Annotated in this window: 20 protein-coding genes, 2 tRNA genes and 1 pseudogene; 14 read left to right on the forward strand and 9 right to left on the reverse strand. The window is 36.7% G+C overall.

The features are described from left to right. Positions 1 to 17 precede the first annotated feature (17 nt). On the forward strand, positions 18 to 302 hold the full coding sequence (locus tag LGB01_03355; GenBank protein ID MCB4753249.1) for an HU family DNA-binding protein: 285 nt from the start codon (positions 18 to 20) through the stop codon (positions 300 to 302). Between the two features lie 175 nt (positions 303 to 477). Continuing rightward, positions 478 to 1,272: a DUF5718 family protein gene (locus tag LGB01_03360; protein ID MCB4753250.1), complete on the forward strand. Its 795-nt coding sequence runs from the start codon at positions 478 to 480 to the stop codon at positions 1,270 to 1,272. Positions 1,273 to 1,356: 84 nt separating this feature from the next. Here LGB01_03360 and dnaJ read toward each other — a convergent pair whose 3' ends face one another. Next, the gene (gene dnaJ, locus LGB01_03365; GenBank protein ID MCB4753251.1) at positions 1,357 to 2,490 is read right to left on the reverse strand and encodes a molecular chaperone DnaJ; all 1,134 of its coding nucleotides are present in this window, start codon (positions 2,488 to 2,490) and stop codon (positions 1,357 to 1,359) included. Positions 2,491 to 2,590: 100 nt separating this feature from the next. Here dnaJ and LGB01_03370 point away from each other — a divergent pair, with 100 nt between their 5' ends. Further along, the gene (locus LGB01_03370; GenBank protein ID MCB4753252.1) at positions 2,591 to 2,887 is read left to right on the forward strand and encodes a Dabb family protein; all 297 of its coding nucleotides are present in this window, start codon (positions 2,591 to 2,593) and stop codon (positions 2,885 to 2,887) included. Positions 2,888 to 2,930: 43 nt separating this feature from the next. Continuing rightward, a complete protein-coding gene (gene recR / locus LGB01_03375) occupies positions 2,931 to 3,500 on the forward strand; it encodes a recombination mediator RecR (GenBank protein ID MCB4753253.1) in 570 nt (189 codons plus the stop codon). Between the two features lie 24 nt (positions 3,501 to 3,524). Here recR and LGB01_03380 read toward each other — a convergent pair whose 3' ends face one another. Then, a complete protein-coding gene (locus LGB01_03380) occupies positions 3,525 to 4,568 on the reverse strand; it encodes a DHHA1 domain-containing protein (GenBank protein ID MCB4753254.1) in 1,044 nt (347 codons plus the stop codon). 2 nt (positions 4,569 to 4,570) lie between these two features. Then, on the reverse strand, positions 4,571 to 4,969 hold the full coding sequence (locus LGB01_03385) for an Rrf2 family transcriptional regulator (protein MCB4753255.1): 399 nt from the start codon (positions 4,967 to 4,969) through the stop codon (positions 4,571 to 4,573). A gap of 146 nt (positions 4,970 to 5,115) precedes the next feature. Here LGB01_03385 and rpsO point away from each other — a divergent pair, with 146 nt between their 5' ends. From rpsO to LGB01_03405, 4 genes are all read left to right on the forward strand, one after another. Further along, complete coding sequence (rpsO, locus tag LGB01_03390) at positions 5,116 to 5,385, forward strand: 30S ribosomal protein S15 (GenBank protein ID MCB4753256.1); 270 nt, start codon at positions 5,116 to 5,118, stop codon at positions 5,383 to 5,385. 298 nt (positions 5,386 to 5,683) lie between these two features. Next, on the forward strand, positions 5,684 to 6,241 hold the full coding sequence (gene grpE, locus LGB01_03395) for a nucleotide exchange factor GrpE (protein MCB4753257.1): 558 nt from the start codon (positions 5,684 to 5,686) through the stop codon (positions 6,239 to 6,241). 75 nt (positions 6,242 to 6,316) lie between these two features. Next, entirely contained in the window at positions 6,317 to 8,185 is a 1,869-nt protein-coding gene (dnaK, locus tag LGB01_03400) for a molecular chaperone DnaK (protein ID MCB4753258.1), read from the forward strand. A 158-nt stretch (positions 8,186 to 8,343) separates the two neighbouring features. Beyond that, a complete protein-coding gene (locus tag LGB01_03405; GenBank protein ID MCB4753259.1) occupies positions 8,344 to 8,646 on the forward strand; it encodes a chorismate mutase in 303 nt (100 codons plus the stop codon). Positions 8,647 to 8,654: 8 nt separating this feature from the next. Here the strand turns inward: LGB01_03405 and LGB01_03410 are convergent, their stop codons facing one another. After that, positions 8,655 to 8,834, reverse strand: a complete 180-nt coding sequence (locus LGB01_03410) for a hypothetical protein (protein MCB4753260.1) — start codon at positions 8,832 to 8,834, stop codon at positions 8,655 to 8,657. Between the two features lie 104 nt (positions 8,835 to 8,938). Then, the gene (locus tag LGB01_03415; GenBank protein MCB4753261.1) at positions 8,939 to 9,316 is read right to left on the reverse strand and encodes a CBS domain-containing protein; all 378 of its coding nucleotides are present in this window, start codon (positions 9,314 to 9,316) and stop codon (positions 8,939 to 8,941) included. Between LGB01_03415 and LGB01_03420 the strand changes: the two genes are divergently transcribed. Next, positions 9,236 to 9,412 (forward strand): CoA-binding protein, encoded by a 177-nt coding sequence (locus LGB01_03420; GenBank protein MCB4753262.1) that lies wholly within the window; start codon positions 9,236 to 9,238, stop codon positions 9,410 to 9,412. The two genes, LGB01_03415 and LGB01_03420, sit on opposite strands and share 81 nt — an antisense overlap. Before the next feature lie 44 nt (positions 9,413 to 9,456). Here LGB01_03420 and LGB01_03425 read toward each other — a convergent pair. Both LGB01_03425 and LGB01_03430 read right to left on the reverse strand, forming a co-directional pair. Beyond that, positions 9,457 to 9,533 (reverse strand) — tRNA-Met (locus LGB01_03425). 56 nt (positions 9,534 to 9,589) lie between these two features. Further along, a tRNA-Gln gene (locus LGB01_03430) sits at positions 9,590 to 9,664 on the reverse strand. 284 nt (positions 9,665 to 9,948) lie between these two features. Between LGB01_03430 and cas9 the strand changes: the two genes are divergently transcribed. After that, positions 9,949 to 13,032 carry a type II CRISPR RNA-guided endonuclease Cas9 gene (gene cas9 / locus LGB01_03435; protein MCB4753263.1) on the forward strand — a complete coding sequence of 1,028 codons (3,084 nt, stop codon included), beginning with the start codon at positions 9,949 to 9,951 and terminating at the stop codon, positions 13,030 to 13,032. Positions 13,033 to 14,408: 1,376 nt separating this feature from the next. On the opposite strand, the pseudogene LGB01_03440 reads toward cas9, so the two are convergent. Beyond that, positions 14,409 to 14,573 (reverse strand): annotated as a pseudogene (locus LGB01_03440) (hypothetical protein). Between the two features lie 1,799 nt (positions 14,574 to 16,372). On the opposite strand from LGB01_03440, the gene LGB01_03445 reads away from it, so the two are divergent. The 4 genes from LGB01_03445 to LGB01_03460 all read left to right on the forward strand — a co-directional run bounded on the left by LGB01_03445 (position 16,373) and on the right by LGB01_03460 (position 18,745). Continuing rightward, the gene (locus LGB01_03445) at positions 16,373 to 16,519 is read left to right on the forward strand and encodes a hypothetical protein (GenBank protein MCB4753264.1); all 147 of its coding nucleotides are present in this window, start codon (positions 16,373 to 16,375) and stop codon (positions 16,517 to 16,519) included. Between the two features lie 1,059 nt (positions 16,520 to 17,578). Continuing rightward, positions 17,579 to 17,872, forward strand: a complete 294-nt coding sequence (locus LGB01_03450) for a hypothetical protein (GenBank protein MCB4753265.1) — start codon at positions 17,579 to 17,581, stop codon at positions 17,870 to 17,872. Further along, entirely contained in the window at positions 17,844 to 18,362 is a 519-nt protein-coding gene (locus tag LGB01_03455) for an undecaprenyl diphosphate synthase family protein (GenBank protein ID MCB4753266.1), read from the forward strand. The genes LGB01_03450 and LGB01_03455 overlap by 29 nt, the downstream gene beginning before the upstream one ends. Positions 18,363 to 18,583: 221 nt before the next feature. Next, the gene (locus LGB01_03460; protein MCB4753267.1) at positions 18,584 to 18,745 is read left to right on the forward strand and encodes a prepilin peptidase; all 162 of its coding nucleotides are present in this window, start codon (positions 18,584 to 18,586) and stop codon (positions 18,743 to 18,745) included. A 3,533-nt stretch (positions 18,746 to 22,278) separates the two neighbouring features. Here LGB01_03460 and LGB01_03465 read toward each other — a convergent pair. Next, positions 22,279 to 22,407, reverse strand: coding sequence for a CopD family protein (locus tag LGB01_03465; GenBank protein MCB4753268.1), 129 nt, complete (start codon positions 22,405 to 22,407; stop codon positions 22,279 to 22,281). Positions 22,408 to 22,814 lie beyond the last annotated feature (407 nt).

The raw sequence follows: 22,814 nt of genomic DNA on the forward strand, positions 1-22,814 counted from the left end.
TTTAAAAAGGAAGAAAGATGACAAAAGCAGAATTTGTTGAGTTGGTACAAGAAAACGGTGAGTTTGAAACTAAGGTAGCAGCAGAGAGAGCAGTAAAAGCATTTATAGACTCTGTTACCAAAGCATTGGTAAAAAAAGAGTCTGTTTCTCTTGTTGGTTTTGGTACATTCTCTACAGCAGAAGTTGCTGAAAAAACTGGTACAGTACCAGGGACAAATAAGCAATATACAAAACCAGCACACACAGCACCAAAGTTTAAATTTGGTAAAACACTTAAAGATGCTGTAGCAGCTGGAAAGTAATTAAAATCAATATATCCGTCTCTACTATGTGAGGCGGTTTTCTTGCATAAACCTTACTCTATTTGAGTTATTATAATCTATCTTTACTCTCCCCTTACTTTTATATACATACTCTTTACACTTGGTTCTGAATAGCAAAATGGTATAATTTCCTATTAATTTTTTTGGAGATGCTATGGATTTACAAGAGATGATTGGACTGGGTGTGGCAGGGAATTTTGCGCATCATTTAGAGCAGGCAGGTGAGTTAGAGGATTTCAGGGGTATTGTTACAACTGAACCAGAAGCCCCCAAAGGGATATTTCCATTCTATCTTCCTTCATCAAAAGATTTTCTTGGCATCTACTGTATAGGAACTGATAAATTAGAACTTCCTATACATGAAGCCAATACTCAGGTTGAGCCAGAAATTATACTATTGTGTGATATTGTTTACAATAGGATAGAGGTTTCTGATCTTGTACCAAAAGCCTTTACGGTATTTAATGACTGCACTATTCGAAAAGAGGATGCAAAAAAAATTTCAGAGAAGAAAAATTGGGGACTTAACTCAAAGGGGATTGGAAATAAATGGATTGAAATAGATAAATTTGAGGCAGGGGGAGTGATGGATCGGTACCATCTCTGCTCCTATGTAATGCGAAATAATATACTACACCCTTATGGTGTGGATGCTCCACTACTTGGATATAGTTATTTTTATGGAAAATTAAAGAATTGGCTTATTGATAAGATGAATACCCAAAAAGACTTTGGGCCTCTTGAAGATATATCGGGACATCTAAGGGCATGTGGTTACCCTAAAAAGGCACTTATCTCTATTGGGGCAACAGCTTATGCAGAGTTTGGTGAGAAGAACTATCTTGAAAGTGGAGATGAGATATATATTATCTCCTATGACACAACATGTGATCAGGGGGATATTACTCCCTCTTCGACTAAGGCTATTTTACACCAGAAGGTTATGTGAGTACGGTTTTAATTTTTACAATAAATCTTGTCATGCCATCATGAAATAGTTTACAAAAGCAAAAGATTCCTTAAGAAAGAAAAATTATCCCTTGAACCACCCCTTGATACGACTGAAGGTAGACTCAAATGTACTCTTGTATGGATGACTTTCTACGCCATAACTCTCTTGTAATGTTTCAAGAATTTTTTTCTGTTCTTCATTGAATTTTTTAGGTAATATCAACTTGATTTGTACGATGAGTCGCCCCTTATGTCTACTTTGAACATCAGGTACCCCTTCACCCTCAAAGACAAACTGTTCTCTATCCTTGGTTCCTTGTTTGAGTTCTAGTTCCAATTCGCCCTTAAGTGTAGGGATAGAGATGGTTTCACCCAAAATTGCTTGTGTAAAAAAGACTGGTACTTCAATATATATATCGTTGCCATTTCGAATAAAATGCTCATCTTCCTCGACATAGAAACTTAAGTAGAGGTCACCTCTACGACCATTTTTATCTTCGTTACCATGACCAGGAACACGCAGACGATTCCCACTGTCGATGCCAGCAGGAATTTTAACAGTGACATTCTCCTCTGTTGTGTTGTAACCTTTTCCTTTACATGCAGAACAGCTTTGTGCTATTTTCCTACCTGCACCATGACACTTTGGACACTCTTGTGCAAAGGTCATAAAGCCTTGGCGCATAACAACTTGCCCTTGACCATTACAATAGTCGCAAGTAGTTAACTTTCCATCTTTGGCACCAGTGCTTTTACAGTCACGGCAGTAAGTTTTATAGGTAATATCGAGTATTTTTTCACAACCAAAAACTGCATTATTGAATTCTAGAGATAGTTCCATTTCAAAATCTAATGCATACTTTTGATTTGGGTTTTGTCTGCTTTGACTGAAGCCACTACCAAAGCCACCACCCCCACCAAACATAGAGTTAAAGATATCCATAATATCATCCATGCTTGAGCTACCAAAGCCACCACCCATACCCTGTCCTTGAAGACCTTCTTTTCCATAGCGATCATAAATGGCACGCTTTTCCTCATCGTTAAGAATTTGATAGGCTTCATTAATGAGCTTAAATTTTTCTTCAGCTTCTTTGTTGTCAGGGTTTCTGTCTGGATGGTATTTGAGTGCCAGTTTTCTATAAGCTTTTTTTAACTCAGTACCTGTACAATCTTTGCTAATTTCAAGTATTTCATAATAATCCATTTCAGCCATGACTGCTCTCTCCTCATAAGGAATTACTTTGGGCGAATTCTACCATAAATTTCGTTATAATGTGGGACTAAAATAGTATATAAATGAAGGAAAAACAGCTATGCTAATACACATCGTAATGTTTAAGTTTAAAGAGGAGAATAAGCAGCCTAACCTTATTCGTGCAAAGCAGATGATGGAAAACTTGATGGGAGAGGTACCAACATTACGGAGTATAGATATTGGTCTTAATTTTTCCAAGGAGGAGCGTGCTATGGATATGAGTATCATTACAGCTTTTGAAAGTAAGGAGGGGCTAGAAGCATATGCCCTACATCCAGAGCATCTGAAAGTGATTGAGTTTATCAAACAGGTAGTTGAGTACTCTAAAGTGGTTGACTATGAGCGAGAGTGGTAGGGAGGATTGGTAGTATTAGTAGAAAAAAATAGAAGAATTGTATATGAAAAAGTATAGAATAGAAGCATTTGAAAACCTTGTTGAAGCATTTTATGCTCTACCGTCTGTAGGAAAAAAAAGTGCACAGAGACTTGCCTATCATGCGGTTATGGAGAATTGTTTTGCCGCACTTAAGCTTGCCCATGCACTTGAAGATGCAACTAACAGCATACAAAAGTGTAGTAAGTGCCACAATATGAGTGAGGATGAACTTTGTAGTATCTGTTCCGACCCATACCGTGATACCAGTAAACTCTGTATTGTTCAAAGCGCTAAAGACATTTTGACCATTGAGGAGAATTGCCAATTTGATGGGATTTACTATGTGGTATCCGAAGTGAAAGATCTTGATGAAAGCCATCTTTTTTATGCAGTTGAGGGGGTTGATGAAATTATCTTTGCGTTCCCCCCGAGTATTGCAACTGATACAATGATACTCTATATTGAAGATAAGCTTTTAGGGCTTGATATTCAGTTTTCTAAAATTGCACAAGGGGTACCAACAGGAGTAGAATTGGAAAATATTGATATGATGTCACTTACCCGTGCCTTAGAGGCACGGGTAAAGATATAGAGGATTAAAAGTATATAAAATATTCTATCCGCACTTCTCATTTATATATTCTTGTACAAACTTTCGCACATCACTATAAACAAATGAATCTTTATATCCTTCTATTTTTCCACCACTTGCATTAGGATGACCGCCACCATTACCTATCTTGGATGCCATTTGGGAGACGTCAAGTTTATCATTGCTTCGCAGAGAGAAGTTGCCTCGGAAGTTGATATCCATATAAAAATCATAATCAGGGTTATTGACTAAGAAGGTATTGCCAATAATAGAGGTATTGCCAACATTATAGCCAAGGATTCCCTTGTAATTACCATAGTAGATACTTAGGCGTTGCTTATTCTGGGTAAGCAGATTAGTAATATAGTAGGCAACAAGATTATCTTTGGTATTGTCAGTTGATTGTTTAAAGAAGCTTTTCTTGATTTGATGGAGATCATCATCAAGTTGAATAGCAGCTTCATGCATCTCAATACGTTTTTTTGCTTCATCGATCATGTAGAGTTTGAAAGTTCTGTCTTCATTGGAAAAGAGGATACGGTTGACCTCGCGTGCACCAGAGATCATGCCAAGCATTACTTTTCCATACTCAAAGAGTGTATCTTTACTCTTCCAGATATCAATAGCATTGATAGCTTTGACGATGGTTGCATATGTATTTTTTAAATCAAAGCTATAATATTTTTGTAGCCAGTTGTAAGTGATAAGCGTGGCACAGCAGGTGGTATCAAGCGTGTACCATGCGAAACGTTCTGCCGCATTAGCTCCACTAGCATGGTGATCGAGTAGTTGCAATTTTGCACCAATACGCATAGTTTCTTTTTCAATCCAGTTACTCTCTTTGGTGGTAAGGTTGAGGTCAGTAATAAGGATAAGATATTCAGCTTCGTTGCCATGGATGAAGATATCTTGTTCAATTTTCTTCATTATCTCCTCAAGGCGAGCGATAACCTCTGGACCATAGTTGGCATTGTAGCACTCAATATTTTTAAAGCATTTGGTGGTTAGATACTGACAGCCGTAACCATCAAGGTCGATATGAGAGAGATGGTAAACATATTGAATCATGTTTATAATATATCTTCCAAGGTTAATCCATGTAAAAAATCATCAATCTTGGTTTGGAAATTTGCAAGGAATGGAGAAATGGCACAGTTTCCAATGGAACCATTTGGGCATGTGTTCATGTAACTTGTACAATCAAAAACTGCCGGTGCTTTTCCTTCGGCTGCAAGAATAATGCTGCGTACAGTAATTTTACTAATATCTTGTGCTAACATAAAACCACCATGTGCACCTTTTCGTGATTCAAGAACCCCTTCTTTTGCCAAACTTTGTAAGATTTTAGCAAGGAAGCTTTTAGGGATACCTAGTTCATCAGCAAGCTGTTCAGCCCCAATAGGTTTGTCTGATTTGCGAATAGTATCCAAAGAGAGAAGGGCATATTCGCTTGCACGTGTCAATAACATAGTTTTGCCTTCAGATTAACTAGGAGTATTTTACTCTAAAATATATTATAGTTTGGCTCAATAAGGGATAGAAAAGGTTATTATGTTATGATTTCAGACTCATTTTCAAGAAGTGAGAATTTATTTATACCAATCAGGAGGTCATTATGGCTTTGGATCAGGCGAAAAAAGCAGAAATTATTGCTAAATATGCAAGAGATAAAAATGATACAGGTTCAACAGAGGTACAAGTTGCACTCCTTACAGAGAGAATAAAATACCTGACTGAACACCTTAAAATTAATAAGAAAGATCACTCTTCAAGACTTGGACTTCTTAAGCTTGTCGGTCAGAGAAGAAGACTTATGAGATATCTTAAGAAAGTTAATCTTGAGAGATGGCATACTATTAAAGATGCACTTGGCATTAGAAATTAATTTTTAATTATCTATACCCATCCTTGAACGATGGGTATAGCACTACAACTAAATTTTACATCCCCCTATTTTTCTACTAAATACCTAAAAACCTAATATATAAATATACCGAAAGTCTCTAAAAATATATTATCTAAATTTTTTATTACTATATACTACTATAAAAGTTTAGTCAATAACACTAAACTTATCTTCTAAAAAATATTTAATCAATACTTGACAAACTTACACTCAATGTTGTATAATGGTATCAAGCATTTAATTATTGATGCGAAGTTTTAGGAAAAGGAGATCTGTAATGAGTCAGGAGACTAAAGAAGATCTTGAGCAGATTCAGAATGAAGAGCAGGTAGAAGAAACAAAAGCTCAACATGAAGAGAATACTCAGGAAGTAGACCCGTTAGAAACTGCAAAAGCAGAAGCAGCAGAATATAAAGATAAATATATCAGAGCTCATGCAGATTTTGAGAATGCAAAAAAGCGTCTTGAAAAAGATAAAGCCAATGCGGTTTCCTATGCAAATGAGAGTTTTGCTAAAGATATTTTAGCAGTTATTGACTCATTTGAGCAAGCACTAACATCTATAGAGAGTGCTGGTGAAGAGCATAGTGGTGAAGTCCTTGAAAAGATGAAAGAAGGCGTAAAACTTACTTATGAACAGCTCAAAAAAGTTCTTGAAAAAAATTATATCAAAGAGATTGTTTGTGATAGTGAGTTTGATCCTGAAGTGCATCAAGCGATCATGCAAGTTGAGAGTGATGAGCATGAGTCTGGAAGCATTGTGCAGGTGATGCAGAAAGGCTACACTATTAAAGATAGAGTATTGCGTCCTGCTATGGTAAGCACCTGTAAGTAAATATGAATGAATCTTGCATTCAAGTCAAAGTATATATTTACACAAGAAATTAAAATGAATTAAAAGGATAATAAGATGGGAAAAGTATTAGGAATTGATTTAGGAACAACAAATTCTGCAATGGCAGTCTATGCCAATAGTGAGGCAGCAATTATTGCAAATAAAGAGGGAAAGAATACGACACCTTCTATTGTTGCATTTACAGATAAGGGCGAAGTGCTTGTTGGTGAATCTGCCAAAAGACAGGCAGTGACCAATCCTGAAAAGACTATCTATTCCATTAAGAGAATTATGGGACTAATGTGTAGTGAAGATAAGGCAGCAGAAGCCAAAGAGAGATTGCCATACCATATTATTGATAGAAATGGTGCATGTGCAATTGAGGTTGATGGAAAGACTTATACGCCACAAGAGATATCTGCAAAGGTGCTCATGAAGCTTAAAGAGGATGCAGAGGCATACCTTGGTGAAACAGTGACTGATGCGGTTATTACGGTACCAGCATACTTTAACGATGCACAGCGTAAAGCAACAAAAGAGGCAGGCACAATTGCAGGCTTAAATGTATTACGCATTATCAATGAACCTACCTCTGCAGCACTGGCATACGGTCTTGATAAAAAAGATGCTGAACAGATTGTAGTATATGATCTTGGTGGTGGTACGTTTGATGTAACAGCACTTGAAACAGGTGATGGCGTAGTTGAAGTATTGGCAACTGGTGGTGATGCATTCCTTGGTGGTGATGACTTTGATAATCGTATCATCGATTATGTAGCAGAAGAGTTTAAAACTGAGACAGGCATTGATGTAAAATCTGATGTAATGGCACTTCAGCGTGTTAAAGATGCAGCTGAGACAGCAAAAAAAGAGCTCTCTTCTGCAACAGAAACAGAGATTAACTTACCATTTATTACAGCTGATGCAAGTGGTCCAAAGCACCTTATAACCAAGATTACTAGAGCGAAGTTTGAGTCTTTAATTGCTGACTTAGTCGATAGTACTATTGCAACTATTGAGTCTGTACTAAAAGATGCTGGTTTGACTAAAAATGATGTTAAAGAGATTGTTATGGTCGGTGGATCTACTCGTGTACCATTGGTACAGGAAAAGGTTAAAGCCTACTTTAGTAAAGAGTTGAATAAATCCGTAAATCCTGATGAGGTTGTTGCTATTGGTGCGGCAATTCAAGGTGGTGTTCTTGCAGGTGATGTTAAAGATGTGCTTCTACTTGATGTAACACCATTAAGCCTTGGTATTGAGACACTTGGTGGTGTAACCACAAAGGTTATTGAGAAGGGCACAACGATTCCTGCAAAAAAATCCCAAGTCTTCTCTACAGCTGAAGATAACCAGCCAGCAGTAAGTATTCATGTACTCCAAGGAGAGCGTGAATTTGCTAAGGACAACAAGTCACTCGGTATGTTTGAGCTTAGAGACATCCCGCCTGCACCAAGAGGAGTACCTCAGATTGAAGTAACTTTTGATATCGATGCAAATGGTATTTTGACAGTATCTGCAGTTGATAAAGGGACAGGCAAGTCTCAAGAGATTAAAATTACTGGTTCGAGCGGATTAAGTGAAGAGGAAATTGAAAAGATGGTTCAAGATGCTGAAGCACACAAAGCTGAAGATGAAAAGCGTAAAGAGATTATTGAAGCAAAGAATCAAGCAGACACACTTATCCACCAAACAAAAAAATCACTTGATGAGCTTGGCGATAGCTTTGATGCAGATGAAAAATCAAATATTGAAACAGCCATTTCTGACCTTGAGGCTGTTCTTAAAGATGAGAATGTGACCAAAGATCAGATTGATGAGAAGGTTAAAGCACTTACAGAAAAAAGTCATAAACTTGCTGAAGCAGTTTATGCCAAAGAACAGGGTAGTGCCGATGCTGGCAAAAAACCAGATGATGACGTTATTGATGCAGAGGTTGAGTAAAACTCTGTATCAAGTATATTCTACTTTAAATGAAGATTGAGTGCACAGAAGTGGACACGAAATAAAATCTACATCTTTCGTCTGTATAAAGGTATTATAGGCTAAAATAACCTAGTAAATATGTAAATAGTTGGTTAAGTCTTGCAAAAAGGAGAATTATGAAAGTTGAAGTAGAATGTACAACATTAGAAGAGGCAAGAAAAAAGATTGATGAGGTAGATGAAGAGATTGTTAAACTGATTGCAAGGCGCAATAACTATATTAAACAGATTGCACGCTTCAAAACAAGTGTAGAAGAAGTAAAGGCCGAAGAGCGCATTAACGATGTGATCAATCGTGTACGTCACCAAGCAATCGATCTTAATCTCTCTCCCAATCTCATTAATGATCTTTATGTTCGCATGATCGACGCAATGGTAGAAAGTGAAATTGCTGAGCTTAGTAACGCAAAAAGTTTTTAATGAGATATCTAGTTATCACCACTATTTGGTATAACAGTATCTACCACCATCCCACCTGCCGCACCAGCAACACCAAAAGTTGTCTTAGCAACAGTTCCCGCAATAGAGATAGGAGCGGTTACGAGTTGCGTACACCCCAGCAAAAAGAGTCCTGAAATAATTAGAATAATGTGTGTTATTTTTTTCATGCTGAAAGTATAATAATTTCTTTCTGTATACTTTCTTAATTATAATCTATATTATTGAGGTAAAGATAAATATATCAATCTTTTTTGGGCTATTGTCCATGTAGCTATGCCATACTATCCATAAGGATACTAATAATATCACTCATAGTTAAAATACCTTGCAACTCATTATTGTCAATGATGAGAAGACGTTTGATAGAGCTAGTAACCATCATGCGTGCAGCATACTTGATATCGAGCTCTGCTGAAACAGAAATAGTAGGCATAGTAGCAATATCATAGACATTGAGCAGATCAATATCACCATCTTCTGCAACAATACTCTGTAAAATATTTTTAAAGGTTACCAGTCCATAGGCACCTGATGAGCTATGCTTATCAACAATAACTGAACGGACACTATGTGCTCTCATCAGTTCGAGTGCTTCTCTTACTGTTGCCATAGGCGATACACGTATAAGCTTCTCTTCTGGGGTCAGCAAGGGATTAGTCAACATACTGCTGCAAAAAGAGCAAAAAATAAAGGAATGAAAGTGGTACAAAACCTTTGCGCCATGATTGAATGTCACCATATGTGACTGAACCCTCAAAAACTACTTATTTATCCAGCATAAAGGTGTTTTGGTTGCGGGAGGCGGATTTGAACCACCGACCTTCGGGTTATGAGCCCGACGAGCTACCAAGCTGCTCTATCCCGCGTCAAATGAAGTATGTGATTTTATAGCCTGAAATAGCATTCAAGCCAAAATCTATTATGGATGGGGTAGAGGGATTCGAACCCCCGAATGACTGGACCAAAACCAGTTGCCTTACCGCTTGGCTATACCCCAATTATGTAGGCGAAATTATAGCACCAAATGTTTTGCTTGTCAAGACTTTATTTCTATGGATTGGATACGCATATGGACATATTTATAGATACTTCATCACATGCATTATCAATGAAAAGGAGGGCTAAGAGATTTAAAAAAAGTGAAGTTTTGAAAGGATGACAACCCAATGTCAGTTCAACCTTACTCGGAACTTCAAAACCGATTATTATAGCACCTTTTGTGTCCCCACACAAGCAGGCTACGACTCCATTGTAAATCAAAAAACCTTAAAAGGATATAAAATGGTAAAAATATGTCAAAATATTTTAGGATTAGAGATAGGAATATCCTCTATAAGCTGGGCAGTGATTAACTACTGTAATCAAAATACGGATCACAATAAAATTATAAAAAGTGGTGTACGCATTTTTACTCAGGCAGAACATCCCAAGGATGGCAGTTCATTGGCACTACCTAGACGTTTAGCAAGAGGAACAAGGCGTACACTAAAACGAAAACGTCAGCGAATGAAGCAGATCAAAAATCTTTTGGTAGACACTTTGGGTTTAACCAAGAAAGATTTATTTGTAGATACGACAGATGAGACAATTTATAGCAAAAAAGGGAATATTGATATTTGGCAACTTAGGAAAGATGCTGTTAAATGTAAATTATCCAATACAGAGTTTGCAAGAGTACTCACACACATAGCAAAGCATAGGGGATATAAATCTAATAGAAAAGTAGATGAACAAGGCGACAGTGAAGGCAAAAAAGTACTCAGTGCCATAGAATACAATAAGACACTTTTAACAAAATATGAAACCATAGGTCAAGCTATTTATGAAACACATAAAGACAGAAACATATTTAGAAACAAAAAGGAAGATTATTCACATAGTGTCTCAAGAGAGATGCTTTTGGATGAGATAACAACAATATTCAAAAAACAGCAACACTTTAACAATCATTTGGCTACAGATGAACTAAAAGACAAATATATAGAGATAGCATTTTTTCAACGTGATTTTGCATCTGTTGATGGCATGGTAGGCAAATGTACACTCGAACAAGATAAATTAAGGGCTGCTAGAAGAACCTATAGTGCAGAAGAGTTTATGACACTTACAAAACTCATTAATACCAAAATTGTCATGGAAGATGGTAAAGAGAGGGGGTTAACACAAGAAGAGCTAGAAAAACTTATATCACTTTGCAAGCAGAGTGAAAATCCTACCTATATTAAAATGAAAAAGGCTATCAAGATAGAACCTACTTCCCAATTTAAAAATGTAGAAGATTACGAGACAGATAAAGAGTACAAGAAAAGTCTTACAAAAATCACAACATTTAAGAGTAGCTTTCAAGGGTACCATAGCTTAAGGCATGTTATCACAAAAGCACTTTCCAAAACACATTGGCATAATATATCACAAGATACTAGATTACTTGATGATATAGGTACAATTTTTTCTATCCACAAGAGTGATGAAAAAATTAAAAATGCTTTAAATGGGCTAGCATTTACGATGCTCAATGAAGATGAGACACAGACTGTTAAAGAGGCACTTATTTCATCCATCAGTTTTAGAGGATTTATTCATTTAAGTCTAGAGGCTTTAGAGAAACTTCTTCCTTACCTAAGGGAAGGTAAATGTTATGATGAAGCTATGGATTTAGCAGGGTACAAAAAAAAGTCTGGTACGCAACAGAAATTCTTACGAGCACTAACCAAAGAAGAACAAAGCGAACTTACCAGTCCCATAGTCAGACGTGCCATCACTCAAACACGAAAAGTGGTTAATGCACTCATCCGAGAGTATGGACAGTTTGATGCTATACATATAGCACTTACAAGTGAAATCAAAAAAAGTTACAAAAACAGAAAAAGGCTAGAAGATTCTCAGAGAAAAAAGCAAGCACTTGAAAAAAAAGCAATAAAAAGTTTTATGGGATATGTTGGAAGAGAGCCAAAAGAGAATGAACTGCTCAAATTTATGCTTTGGGAAGAGCAAGATGGTTACTGTGCCTACAGTGGTTTTATGGGGGAAAAAGCTTATATACAACCTAAAAAACTCATAACAGATGCCAAATATACTAAAATAAGCCATATACTTCCCTATAGTAGAAGTTTTGATGATAGCCCAAACAATAAAGTACTCTGTCTTGCCAAAGAGAGCCAAGAGAAGAAAAATATGACCCCTTTTGAATATTTTAATACTATAGACAGAGACTGGAGTAGCTATGAAACATACATAAAAGCAATGAAAGGTATACATAGGGTCAAAAAAAGTAAGTTACTTAAAAAGAATTTTAATCAAAACGTAGAAGAAGAGTTTCAAAAACAAAATGTATATGATACAACATTTACAGCACACTATATTAAAAACTTTATAGAAGAAAACCTTGAACTTACAGGTAATACAAAAGAAAAGGTTAGTGCAATCAACAATACATTAATTAAGACGCTCAGATATGGATGGGGAGTGGATGCCAGGGGAGAAGATACATATTTGCATTATGCAATTAATGCTATCATCGCTGCTTTTGCTACACAAAATGAAGTACAAAAACTCTCTATACAATCAGCCAAAATAGAGGAATTTGGGCAAAATAAAGAAAAATCACAATATTTTAAGTTTACACCTCCTGTAGAGAACTTTGAAAAAAAAGTACAAAAGTGTATAGATGAGATATTTGTCTCTCATATGCCTAGACGAAAAGTAACAGGTGCAGCACACGAGGAGACAATCTATAGCCCTATTACCTTTGTAGCCAATCGAAAAAAAGAGAACCCATCTATCTTGCCACACAGTACAAGAAAAAGGGCTGTAGTGCTAAATATGGGTAAAAAGTTAGCCAAGCATAGCTCTATGCCTAGGATAGATATATTTCAACATAAAGATAGTAAAAAATACTATGTTGTGCCCCTGTATGTCTCTGATTTTGTAAAGAAAGCATTGCCAAATAAAGCCATCGTGCAAGGTAAAAACAAAAATGGTTCTCCCAAAGAGTGGTTGGAGATGGATGAAAATTATGAATTTAAATTTTCACTCTTTAAGGGTGAACTAGTAGAGGTTCAGACCAAAAAAACCAAAACAAAAAAAGCTAAAAATATTGTAGGATATTTTGTTTTTGCACATAGTGCAACAGGTGCAATCATTCTTAGAAGTCATGACAATTCTGAAAAAGACGGCTTCAAGAGAAGTGCTTCAGGTAGTTGCGAAATGAGTTTGGGTATTCAAAATGTTGAGTATGTAAAAAAATATCAAGTTGATGCCTTAGGCAACAGACATGAAGTCAAACAAGAGCCAAGAATGGCAATGGTAACAGCAAAAAGAAAAGAACACATTAAAGCAAAAGCCAATGTTGCTATTGGGTTTTAAGTTAAAGGGTTTAACCCCTTAATAATAGCAATTTGTGTGGGGAAGGTACTATAGCTTTATCATAACAGAAGCACTATTGTAGCATATTTGTATGAAAAAAAGATATTATTCCCCATATTGGTTCGCAATATTAGAAATTTTAATGTCAAATAAATGACTCAGTCATATTTTAGACCCCTCAAACATACCTGCTATAATTATTTATATGAAATATAAAAAAATAAATAGAACTCATTAGTTATTACAAAAGAAGACTGAAGGAAGTGTAATGTTTAAAGATGATAAATATTTATATCTTTGGTTATAAATATTATTACATTATCTTTTTGTGGGACTACCTAAGCAAATAAGATACTACCGAAAGAGATGGGTGGAAAATGCTATCATACAATATCCTAAATGATAAATCTTATAGAGAATACTTTGTATTAAAGGTAAAAATAGAAACCCTATTGATATATTGTTGATCTTCAATGGATTGATAATAACAAACTGTTTGCAAAACAACAACATTACTCTGCTAATGTGGTGCAAAAATATGGTGTCAAGAGAAGAAAAAACGATTTTACTCTTTTGGTTCCACCCATTGAATCATCCATAAGTACTACAAACAGTACCTTAAAGTAAAAGATTTGCAAAACCATACACAAATCAAAAAAATTATAGCCTAAAAATATGGAGTCAAAACGAATGAGAACTTCTTGTTTTGCTTTATCAGAGCCACATCCTATGAGCATAGCTAACAAGCTGCCATAGAGAGTGCATGGGGCTATCTCGATTTTTGTAAACTAATATCTTTGGCGTCTGGGTAGGATTCGAAAAAAGAAGGAATTGCAGCATTACAGCAGTGAAAAAATAATTTGGGTAAGAAAGTTTGATAACCTCCAAGTGAAGCAATCAGACAGTATTACTTTATGCTCTCATCTTCATCGCTATAAAATATTTAAAAAATGAACTACGAATAAGCCTGCTACCGAAATCATAAAAGGTTTAAAATACTATTCTGAAAGAGGGTAATGCTTATATAAAAGAGATTCGTAGTGTGATTCGTCACAATAGCTTACAGGCATAAATAAGCACTACCTGTAAATACTATTTTCGCTGAAGAAATACACCACTTTCTACATGCTCTGTGTAGGAGCTGGTGTTTATTAACATCCAATAACTGGCAGTGAGTCTGCAATGTCTCCTAAATCACGTACTAGTGTTTAAAGTTTACAAAATTATAGATAATATACTCTAAACCAGAAAATCGGTCTCATGGTACCTTCATCTAGCCCTGCGGTGGCGGGATAACCAATACGGTCGAAAAGTTGTATGTTGGAAGATCAACTTCTTGAGCCTAAAAAAACTCTCGTATACTTAAATTGCTTCTGTCATCTCTTCAGATGCAAGTCTAACAAACGTAATATTATCAATACCATTTGTTTACAGTTCTCCAATGCTGCATAAATGGAACGTTTACTAATCTCAGTTGCCAATACTTTGCGAAAATAGCGTGAAAGTGGTAGTGTAAAAGTTCCCTGGCCACAGTGAGCTTCAGAAAATCTCCACCTCTACCTTTATTTAGCGTGTATTGCCCACTCAGCCATCTTTATATTCACCCAAGTTAGGCTGGGTAAAACCGCCTTCATATTGCACATGAAAACTATAAGTTCTACCAATCTCTGTTAAACTACTCAGTAACAACTCGGTGAATCACTCTTCTTTTGTTTGACTGCGCCCCATCACTTTAGTAGAGTAGAATCTTCAAGTATTTTCATCACCAGCGCCACACTTCATCAGGATTTGATGGTAAGCATCATGTCGAACCTCTGTCGTAGTTGCAAGAAACTCCGGCAAAAAGTTTTGTGTTAAGCACCTCTTGTGAGGCATTAATCTCTTCTGGTAGTCTCCACGCTGAACACTGTGACGATAACATTTTAAACACCTTCAATGCTCACTGCTCCATTACGATTCATAGCACCATCGCATAACTACGCGATTTTCTTCATACATAAATACGAAATTCTGCACAGGCGATAGTGAAAGTCTGGTGAATCAAATACTTCAAGCATACCGTTATAAAACGGAGAAAGCATTTTTCTACTGTCTCACTGCTCTTTTAGCTGTATTGCATAGTCCAGTGCATACGGACTGCATGAACCACAGTTGCAAAATGTTTACATACCACATTCAACCCTTTAAACACTTCCCAAATAATACTTTATATTTTATCTAAAACTTCCATAATTGACCTACAAAACCACTTACCCAAATAATTATATCTCTCAAGGGCTCTTCTCCTCCACATTAAATACAATTGATATAATCAACAAATCTTTTATTACATCTTTTAAAAGGTAGTCTTGTGCCTATCTCTGTTATCGATTCTTGCTGCTGGTCAAGATACACGCATGAAGTCCCCAAAACCAGAAGTTCTTCATGGAAATCTCTGGTAAGCCAATGCTCATGATCGATACAGCACAAGAAGATTAGTGATGACATTGTTGTAGTACTCCACCATCAAGCCTTAGACGTATCCAAAACATAGTCGAAGAGCACTATAAGATTATCTGTTTTCATAGACAAGATGTACAACAGTTCCACGAGTACTGGTGGGGCAATGAAGGGCATAAGCATCAAGCATAAGCGTGCACTCTTATTCTCAATGGCGATATGCCACTGATCACAAGAATAACGAGGCTCACTGTGGAGTGCTGACATCCAATGTCTATCATCAAACGCGAGGACGAACCGAGGATGGAGCGTGTTGTCATCAAGAAGGAAGTACCAAAGAGATTATTGAACAAAGGTTCTTACACCTGAACAACTGAAAATCAATACAGTGAATGGTGGTATCTATGCCAGTTAATACCATGGTGCTAGAGCGTTATATTCCTCAACTTGAGCAATCATAACTGCCCAAAAAAGTATCTTACAGATATCATTAAAATGGCAGTTGATGAGGCAAGAGGTTGCACCTGTCTATATTGAAGGAGCGTATTTAAGGCGTCATTCAGCTCGACCACTTACGTGCTGAAGAGATTATGCAGATCGTATCAAGAAGTTGTCGTGATACAAGGTGTCACTATGCGTATCTGCTGAAACCATCTACATCGACTGTCGTGCTATATTTGAAGGAGAGTGTATTTTAGAAAATGGTGTAACATCATTGGAGAGAGCAGGTAATGCTCAATAATCAAAAGCCGCTTTCTGTCCTTAGAGAACTCCATATTGAAGACTCTAGTGTTGGTATATGGGACGCATCTGATTTATTGGCTTTATGAGCACACATATAGAATTTCGTTGAAGTCTAATCATCCTTACAATACCAAAGCAGGGCACCTTTCCTATATTGGTGATGCAACCATTGGCAGGAACCAATATTGGTGCAGAGTTCATTACTTGCAATTATGATGGTAAAAGCATAAAACTATCATTGGTAAAATGTTTTGTTGGCTCAGATACTCAACTTATTGCACGTTATATGAAGATAATGTTATGATTGCTGCAGGGTACTGTAAGCAAAAATGTAGAAAAGATTTCGCTATCTCAGACTTATCAAGATTATTAAAAATTTCTTCTATACATTTTTTTGGAGCTGACCAGTACCAAATAGATCTACGGGAAAATCAGTACTTCTTGGGGTTACGGAAGCATTTCGGCTTACAAGGCAGTGTGATGTTGCTAGACACACTGTCAGCAGGTGCTAATATACATGTAGTCATGAGTCCTAGTGCAGAACTTGATTTGTCTCTGCTTTGAGCTTTGAAGCATTGACGCTGCAACCCCGTACTCACAGCACAAAGTGAAGCTGGATGGTGACCTCAATCATGTGAAATAGGTAAAAAAATGGCAGTGTATTTATTATTGCGCCTGCAACAGCAAGCTAATCAACAAAGCTCTCCAAAGGGATTGCCGATAATATATTATTACAAACCAGCACTTGCTTTTACTAGATCCATATCATTGCTTCACGCTTAAATGTACAGATGCTCTCCAATCACTATGCATTGACCTAAAAAAATGCTCAAAGTGAATGACTATATAATCATTGAAGTACTAAGAGAAACAACTGCCCAATGGCGACATACATAGCAATAGGGCACTTACCAGATTAAGAGGTATTTTTTGAAACAGCCAAAGCCATGTTCAAAGATGACTTCTGGAGTAATCGTCGTGTGGTTGTAACGGTGGTGGAACACGTGAGAAAATAGACGAAGGTACGCTATATCTCAAACTACTCACTCTGGAAAAATGGGAAGGCACTTGCGCTTCTGCTCTATCTACCACAATTTTGGATGTCTGCTACGTACCACCAAGACAAGAGGACTACCTTCCAATATATATATACCCTCAATGTAGAGAGTGCGAAATTGTGACTACACTGTCATTTCAATACGTGTTTCAAGGTATCATGAGCAAGCAAGCATGAACAGTACCAATCCTCATATGCTCATCAAAACCCTTTCTCTTCATGGCAGCAGCAGTCTCTGACTATAAACCAACATTTTTCTCAAAATGATAAAATAAAAGAGATGCTGGGAAAAACGCAGCAGCTGCATTGATACAGACACCGATATTCTCTCCTCGCTCAGCAAAGATGGTATCACAAACTATTTGCCTTCAAGCAGAGATGGATGCACAACATGGATTAAACAATGCTCACACTTTGCTACACATACTAAAAAGGTTAATGCAGTATGTCTGTGCTATTTGGAATATGGTAAGCTTTGGTACTGAAGAAAATGAAATAACATTTATTATTACCCAAACATACAGTATCACTTGGCAAAGAGATAAGCTGACCCTTGCAATAAAAATGCTCAATGAAGCAAAAAAACTTGCAGATTATTAAAACACCACTCAAACACCTTGCTATCATTATGGACGGGAATGGTCGATGGGCACAACAGCGTGGGCTTAACCGTACCAAAGGGCATGAAAAAGGTGCGAAACTATACGCGATGTCACTACTTATTGTGCCAAACACCCTACGATTGAGAGTGTTACTTTCTATGCTTTTAGTACAGAGAACTGAGCGTCAAAACTTTCCAGTAGACTTTCTTATGCGTCTGCTCGATCGATATATTCAGCAGGGTGAAACCTACCTCAACAATAATATATGCTTTATGACCATTGGAAATACCAGTACTTTTTACCAAAACTTCAAAAAAAGAATAGAAGTGACCACAGAAACGACTAAGCACAATACTAGCCTCATGTTTATATACTTGCCCTCAGCTATGGAGGGTCGTGCAGAATTGTCCATGCAGTCAACAGTTTTGATTAAAGCAAAAAGAAAGTGGTCAAGGGATATCTCCTCTATGTTACAAACCCATGTATAGTGATATAGATCTATCATCGTGCCAGTGGAGAAGAGCGTGTTTAACTATTTGCTTTGGCAAATTAGCTATGCTGAGCTCTACTTTACACAAACATTTTGCATTATGACTTTGCCACACAGAACTCGATGAAAGTATTACTGATTTTGAAACTTACACGACGCTTTTTGGAGGATTAGCATAATGGAAATGACAATAACATTTTCACCTTTATTTTAGGCACAATGGTTGGCTCATTTCTTAATGTTGTCATCTACCGTATCCCCAAGGGGAAGTATTGTTTTGCCTGCCTCAAATGCCAAGTTGTCCGACCTCTTAGGTGGTACCACAATATCCCCATTCTTTCATGGCTCTCTCTTCGTGGAAAATGTGAGAAGCTTTTGTAAAAAAACCCATTTGTAAACAATATCCCATTGTAGAACTAATCACAGGACCTCTTTGATCTTATACATGAAACTTGAACTTGTATGGTATCTCCTTTTGTAGTAGCTTCGTTTGCTGCACTCTTTGTGCTTGTCATGATTGACACTAAATATATGGCAGTTCAGACAGCATTAACTTTACAGCACTCATTGTTGCGCTTATCAGCAAACTTTTTCCTCAAGCAACCATATCTGCAGTATGGCTGCAGGTGGGCTCTATATAGTTGGTTTCTTCTTTACTTGCACGAAGGCAGGCAATGAGTGGAGCAGATGTGGTGTTGCTGGAACCATGGGAACACTGTTAGAAGGTTTCCTAACTTTTGCCCGCCCTTTTTCTCAGCCATTCTTGCCATCATCCTTCACTACTCAATCGTCAAAGTGGTGTACCATTTGTGCCATTTCTTGCCTCACCTTTATTGTCTATCTTTACGACATGGAGACAACCAATTTTAGGAGATTGATTTGCATGTTAAGACCAAAGGGTATATTGTTGTATTAAATTTTACAAGGGTATTTCTAACCATATTTCTCCTTTTTTCCTCATTATCTCACTGATATTTCTTGTTAAGATATCGTCATTTTACTACTCAAATTAAGCTTACATTTACTGAGCTAATGGTACTTTTTAGCTACTCCATACCTGACATTATTTTCTATACACTTCCCCTCTCTTTCATTGCAGCACTATCTAATACACTGATTAGACTTTCAACTGGCAATGGTGGTTATACTATTGATGTTAGGATTAGAAATGCAAATCGTGTGCTTCGTAACCTTTTCTTATCAATACACTCTTCTCTATGCTTCTGATAGCATTCTCTTTTATTGCTATGCCCATAAGCAACAGGTGATTCAAATTATTCAAGGAGGAAAAAAAGAGGACAGAAAGCAAAACTCAATATTGTTTCAAAACTAGGACAAGTTTGGCAAATATTGTAATCTGTGAAGGACAAAATAAGGTAGATGGTGGCTTTCGAGATCTGGTTATTTATAACAATGCTTTGATAAACAAATGAACAGTTCTTTTAACGCAAAACAAGGAAGGAACTCAATAAGCAAAATGGGCAAATTTCTCTTATCTGCACAAGATGATTTGTGGATACACCTACTCCAATGGTTATCTGCGGCAGATTCAGTATAGAGATACTTGAGGCGCTGACACAGTAGAACAAAAACCTTTTGCTTTGAGGATATCCATCAGCTATTGGGAAGGGCATCACACATGATCATAGGAGTATGCACCGACTTCAACCTTTCATCAGCCTCATACCACTGCTTGCTCTCTACCCTGTAGCAGCATTCACAATCATTAATCCACGATATCAGAAGAACATACTTTTATCATTATTTCTATAACCACTGCACATATCGCTTCTTCTTTGGAAAAGAGTGATAATATTCCTATGCTTATAAGTGATCTACTCTTCTTACATTTAGTGATTTTTGGCTCTTTCGAAAACGATGTAGCAAGGTATTTTAATGCGTGTTAGGCAATCATTGCTTATGATGGTGAAGAGTATCTTTTATGGGTTTCAAAACAGCGCACAACTCCACATACAATCACGCAATGCATTGAAAAGATACTCAAAACACTACTGGTTATTTAACCATTATTGGTAGCGGAAGAACCGATAGAGGTGTCCGTACAGAGACAAGTAATCCACCAAGTCTGCCTGATTTCTGGGAAAGATCTTGAAAGAATTAAGACCTCCTCAATCGTAAACTCAAGGTATCTTCTTTCGCAAGATCACTATTGAGATCATTTCATACCAGATTGATGCCAAAACGTCTCTATCGTTATCTCTTCAAAACATCACAACCCAATGTATTTAGAACAGAAACTATATTGCATACTACAAAACACTTTGATATATGCCCTCAATAGTGCTAAATACTTTATTGGAGAGCATGATTTTGTTATTTCTATAAAACCGCTCCAAGGTACACACAACCCATAGAATACTCTACCAAGCAGGCTGCTACTGTTATCAAGGTTTTTATGTAATCATTTGGAAACAAAATGGTTTTTACGCTCGCAATTTACGCATGATGGTTTGATGCAGCTATGATGTGCGTATGGCACGTTAAGTCTGGGCACACTTCAGGCACAGTTAATACAACAAATCGTATATAACTACACACTTTCCTACAAGGTGTTGGTTCAAAATTAGTATTAAAGTTTACCGGTATGAAATATATTTACCCTTGATGTTTGGCTTCTTTGTATTATCCTTGTGCAACTTAGATGATCCTATGAAGATACTCTATATATGAAGAGTGGCTGTTCTGTATGGACTTTATGCAGAGGAATTGGTGCAACACATGAGACTTCAAAGCCTAAAGATCTACTCAAGGAGCAATTACAAAAAATCTCAAAGGAAAAACCCGTAGTGCTTTGGTGCAGTTATGAGTCTCCTTGCTAAGAACTGAGTAATAAGCAGATTGAGCAGATGACAACATGGCTTTCACGGCTTAAGAAGAGAAGCCCTAATGAGACGTATGAGTTGAGTATTTCGACAACACCGGAGATGGTGCGTCATGTGATCAATTTCAAGAAGTGGGAGGAAGTAACAATGTGTTCTCTTGGGATCTTCTGTTATTTCTCTTCACTTTCCTCCTTGAGCTCGTCAAGTTCCTCTTTTGCGTAAAGTTCCTTTGTCAAGATCCTTCTCTTTCTACATTTGCACCATATTCATAAACAAGTTCTCCTACATCTTTTCCTTGCTTTAAATATTACCAACTACAAATAATATAAGAACAAAGTGGATACAGTATTGTAACAAATCTTTTAAATTGTCATAAAAAATATCTTAGATACAACCAAATATAGAAGAAGCATCAGATAGGTTCCAAAGTTTATGCTCTTTAAGCTCTTCTTGTCCTGCCTAGTCAATACACTAAATGCCTCTTTTCATCACTAGCCAGTAAAATATGCAGAAATGGTTTGCAATCATACCAAAAATGAGTAGCACAAGGCTAGTCCACTAGTACTTTCTTCTTCATAAGGTTAACAAAGTTCCATCATGAGCACAAATGCAGAATGGCTATCTGAAATGATCTATTATGGTGGATGCAATAGTATGGGGATATCAAACAGTATTCATTCGGTAGTTTTAATGCTGTAGTTCTATATATTTCCTTTATTATTTTAACATGGACTATTATAACATAAAATGAATTTATTTTTATGACATAACTTAATTTAAAATGGTCTAATCACAACCATAACAATTCCAACCATCAAATATTTGGTACTTCGTATATATTCAGAAACAAATTTACCACTTTTTGTAATGACATTCTCTCTAAGTTTCTTTCTCAATTGCTCTAAAAGAAAAGTGGTATGTAACCAGAAGTGCAGCAAACAAGTTTTGCAGCCCATCCACCACCGCTTTGAAAAATAGCAGGATTCAGGTAAACATTGTGGCGCCTGAAGTATTGTCATACATTACAGCACTATTGGCTTTATTGAATATACTCTTGTCTTTGTACCACTTTTACAAACCCTTTGTTCTCTCCATTTTCACTATGTGGTAGACAAATAGGCGTGGCTGATAAAACAACATTGCCATCCAGCTAATAAAACCCATGACATGAAATGCCAATATCCAAGTATAGTATTGCATCTATTCTCCAATTATTATAAAGTCTTTTTTGCTATATATCACTAGCTGTAGCCTTCTATAATATCTATATAGACTGTATTTATCTTTGACTACTAGTACCATTGCGTCATTATCAGTTTCCGACTTTTTAAAAGTAGATAGGTATCTTTTGCCATCGGTGCAAAGTAGCCTTTTGATATACCCCAACAGATTCCGTACCACTTCATTTTGTCTCAATCTTATCAAAACTACCATAATAAACAGAAAAGAGCCTCTCCTTCTCTGTTATGTGTGATATTGCCGTAATCTCCTTGAGCCTTTATATGTGTGTATTGTCTGTATTGTCGGGTCGTATTTGATGTCCCTCTTAAACCAACCGGCAAGACAAGCCATCTACCATGAGGTACTGTTTAATGACAACAAGAACG

This window comes from Sulfurovum sp., assembly GCA_020525365.1.
In the GTDB taxonomy this organism is placed as follows: domain Bacteria; phylum Campylobacterota; class Campylobacteria; order Campylobacterales; family Sulfurovaceae; genus Sulfurovum.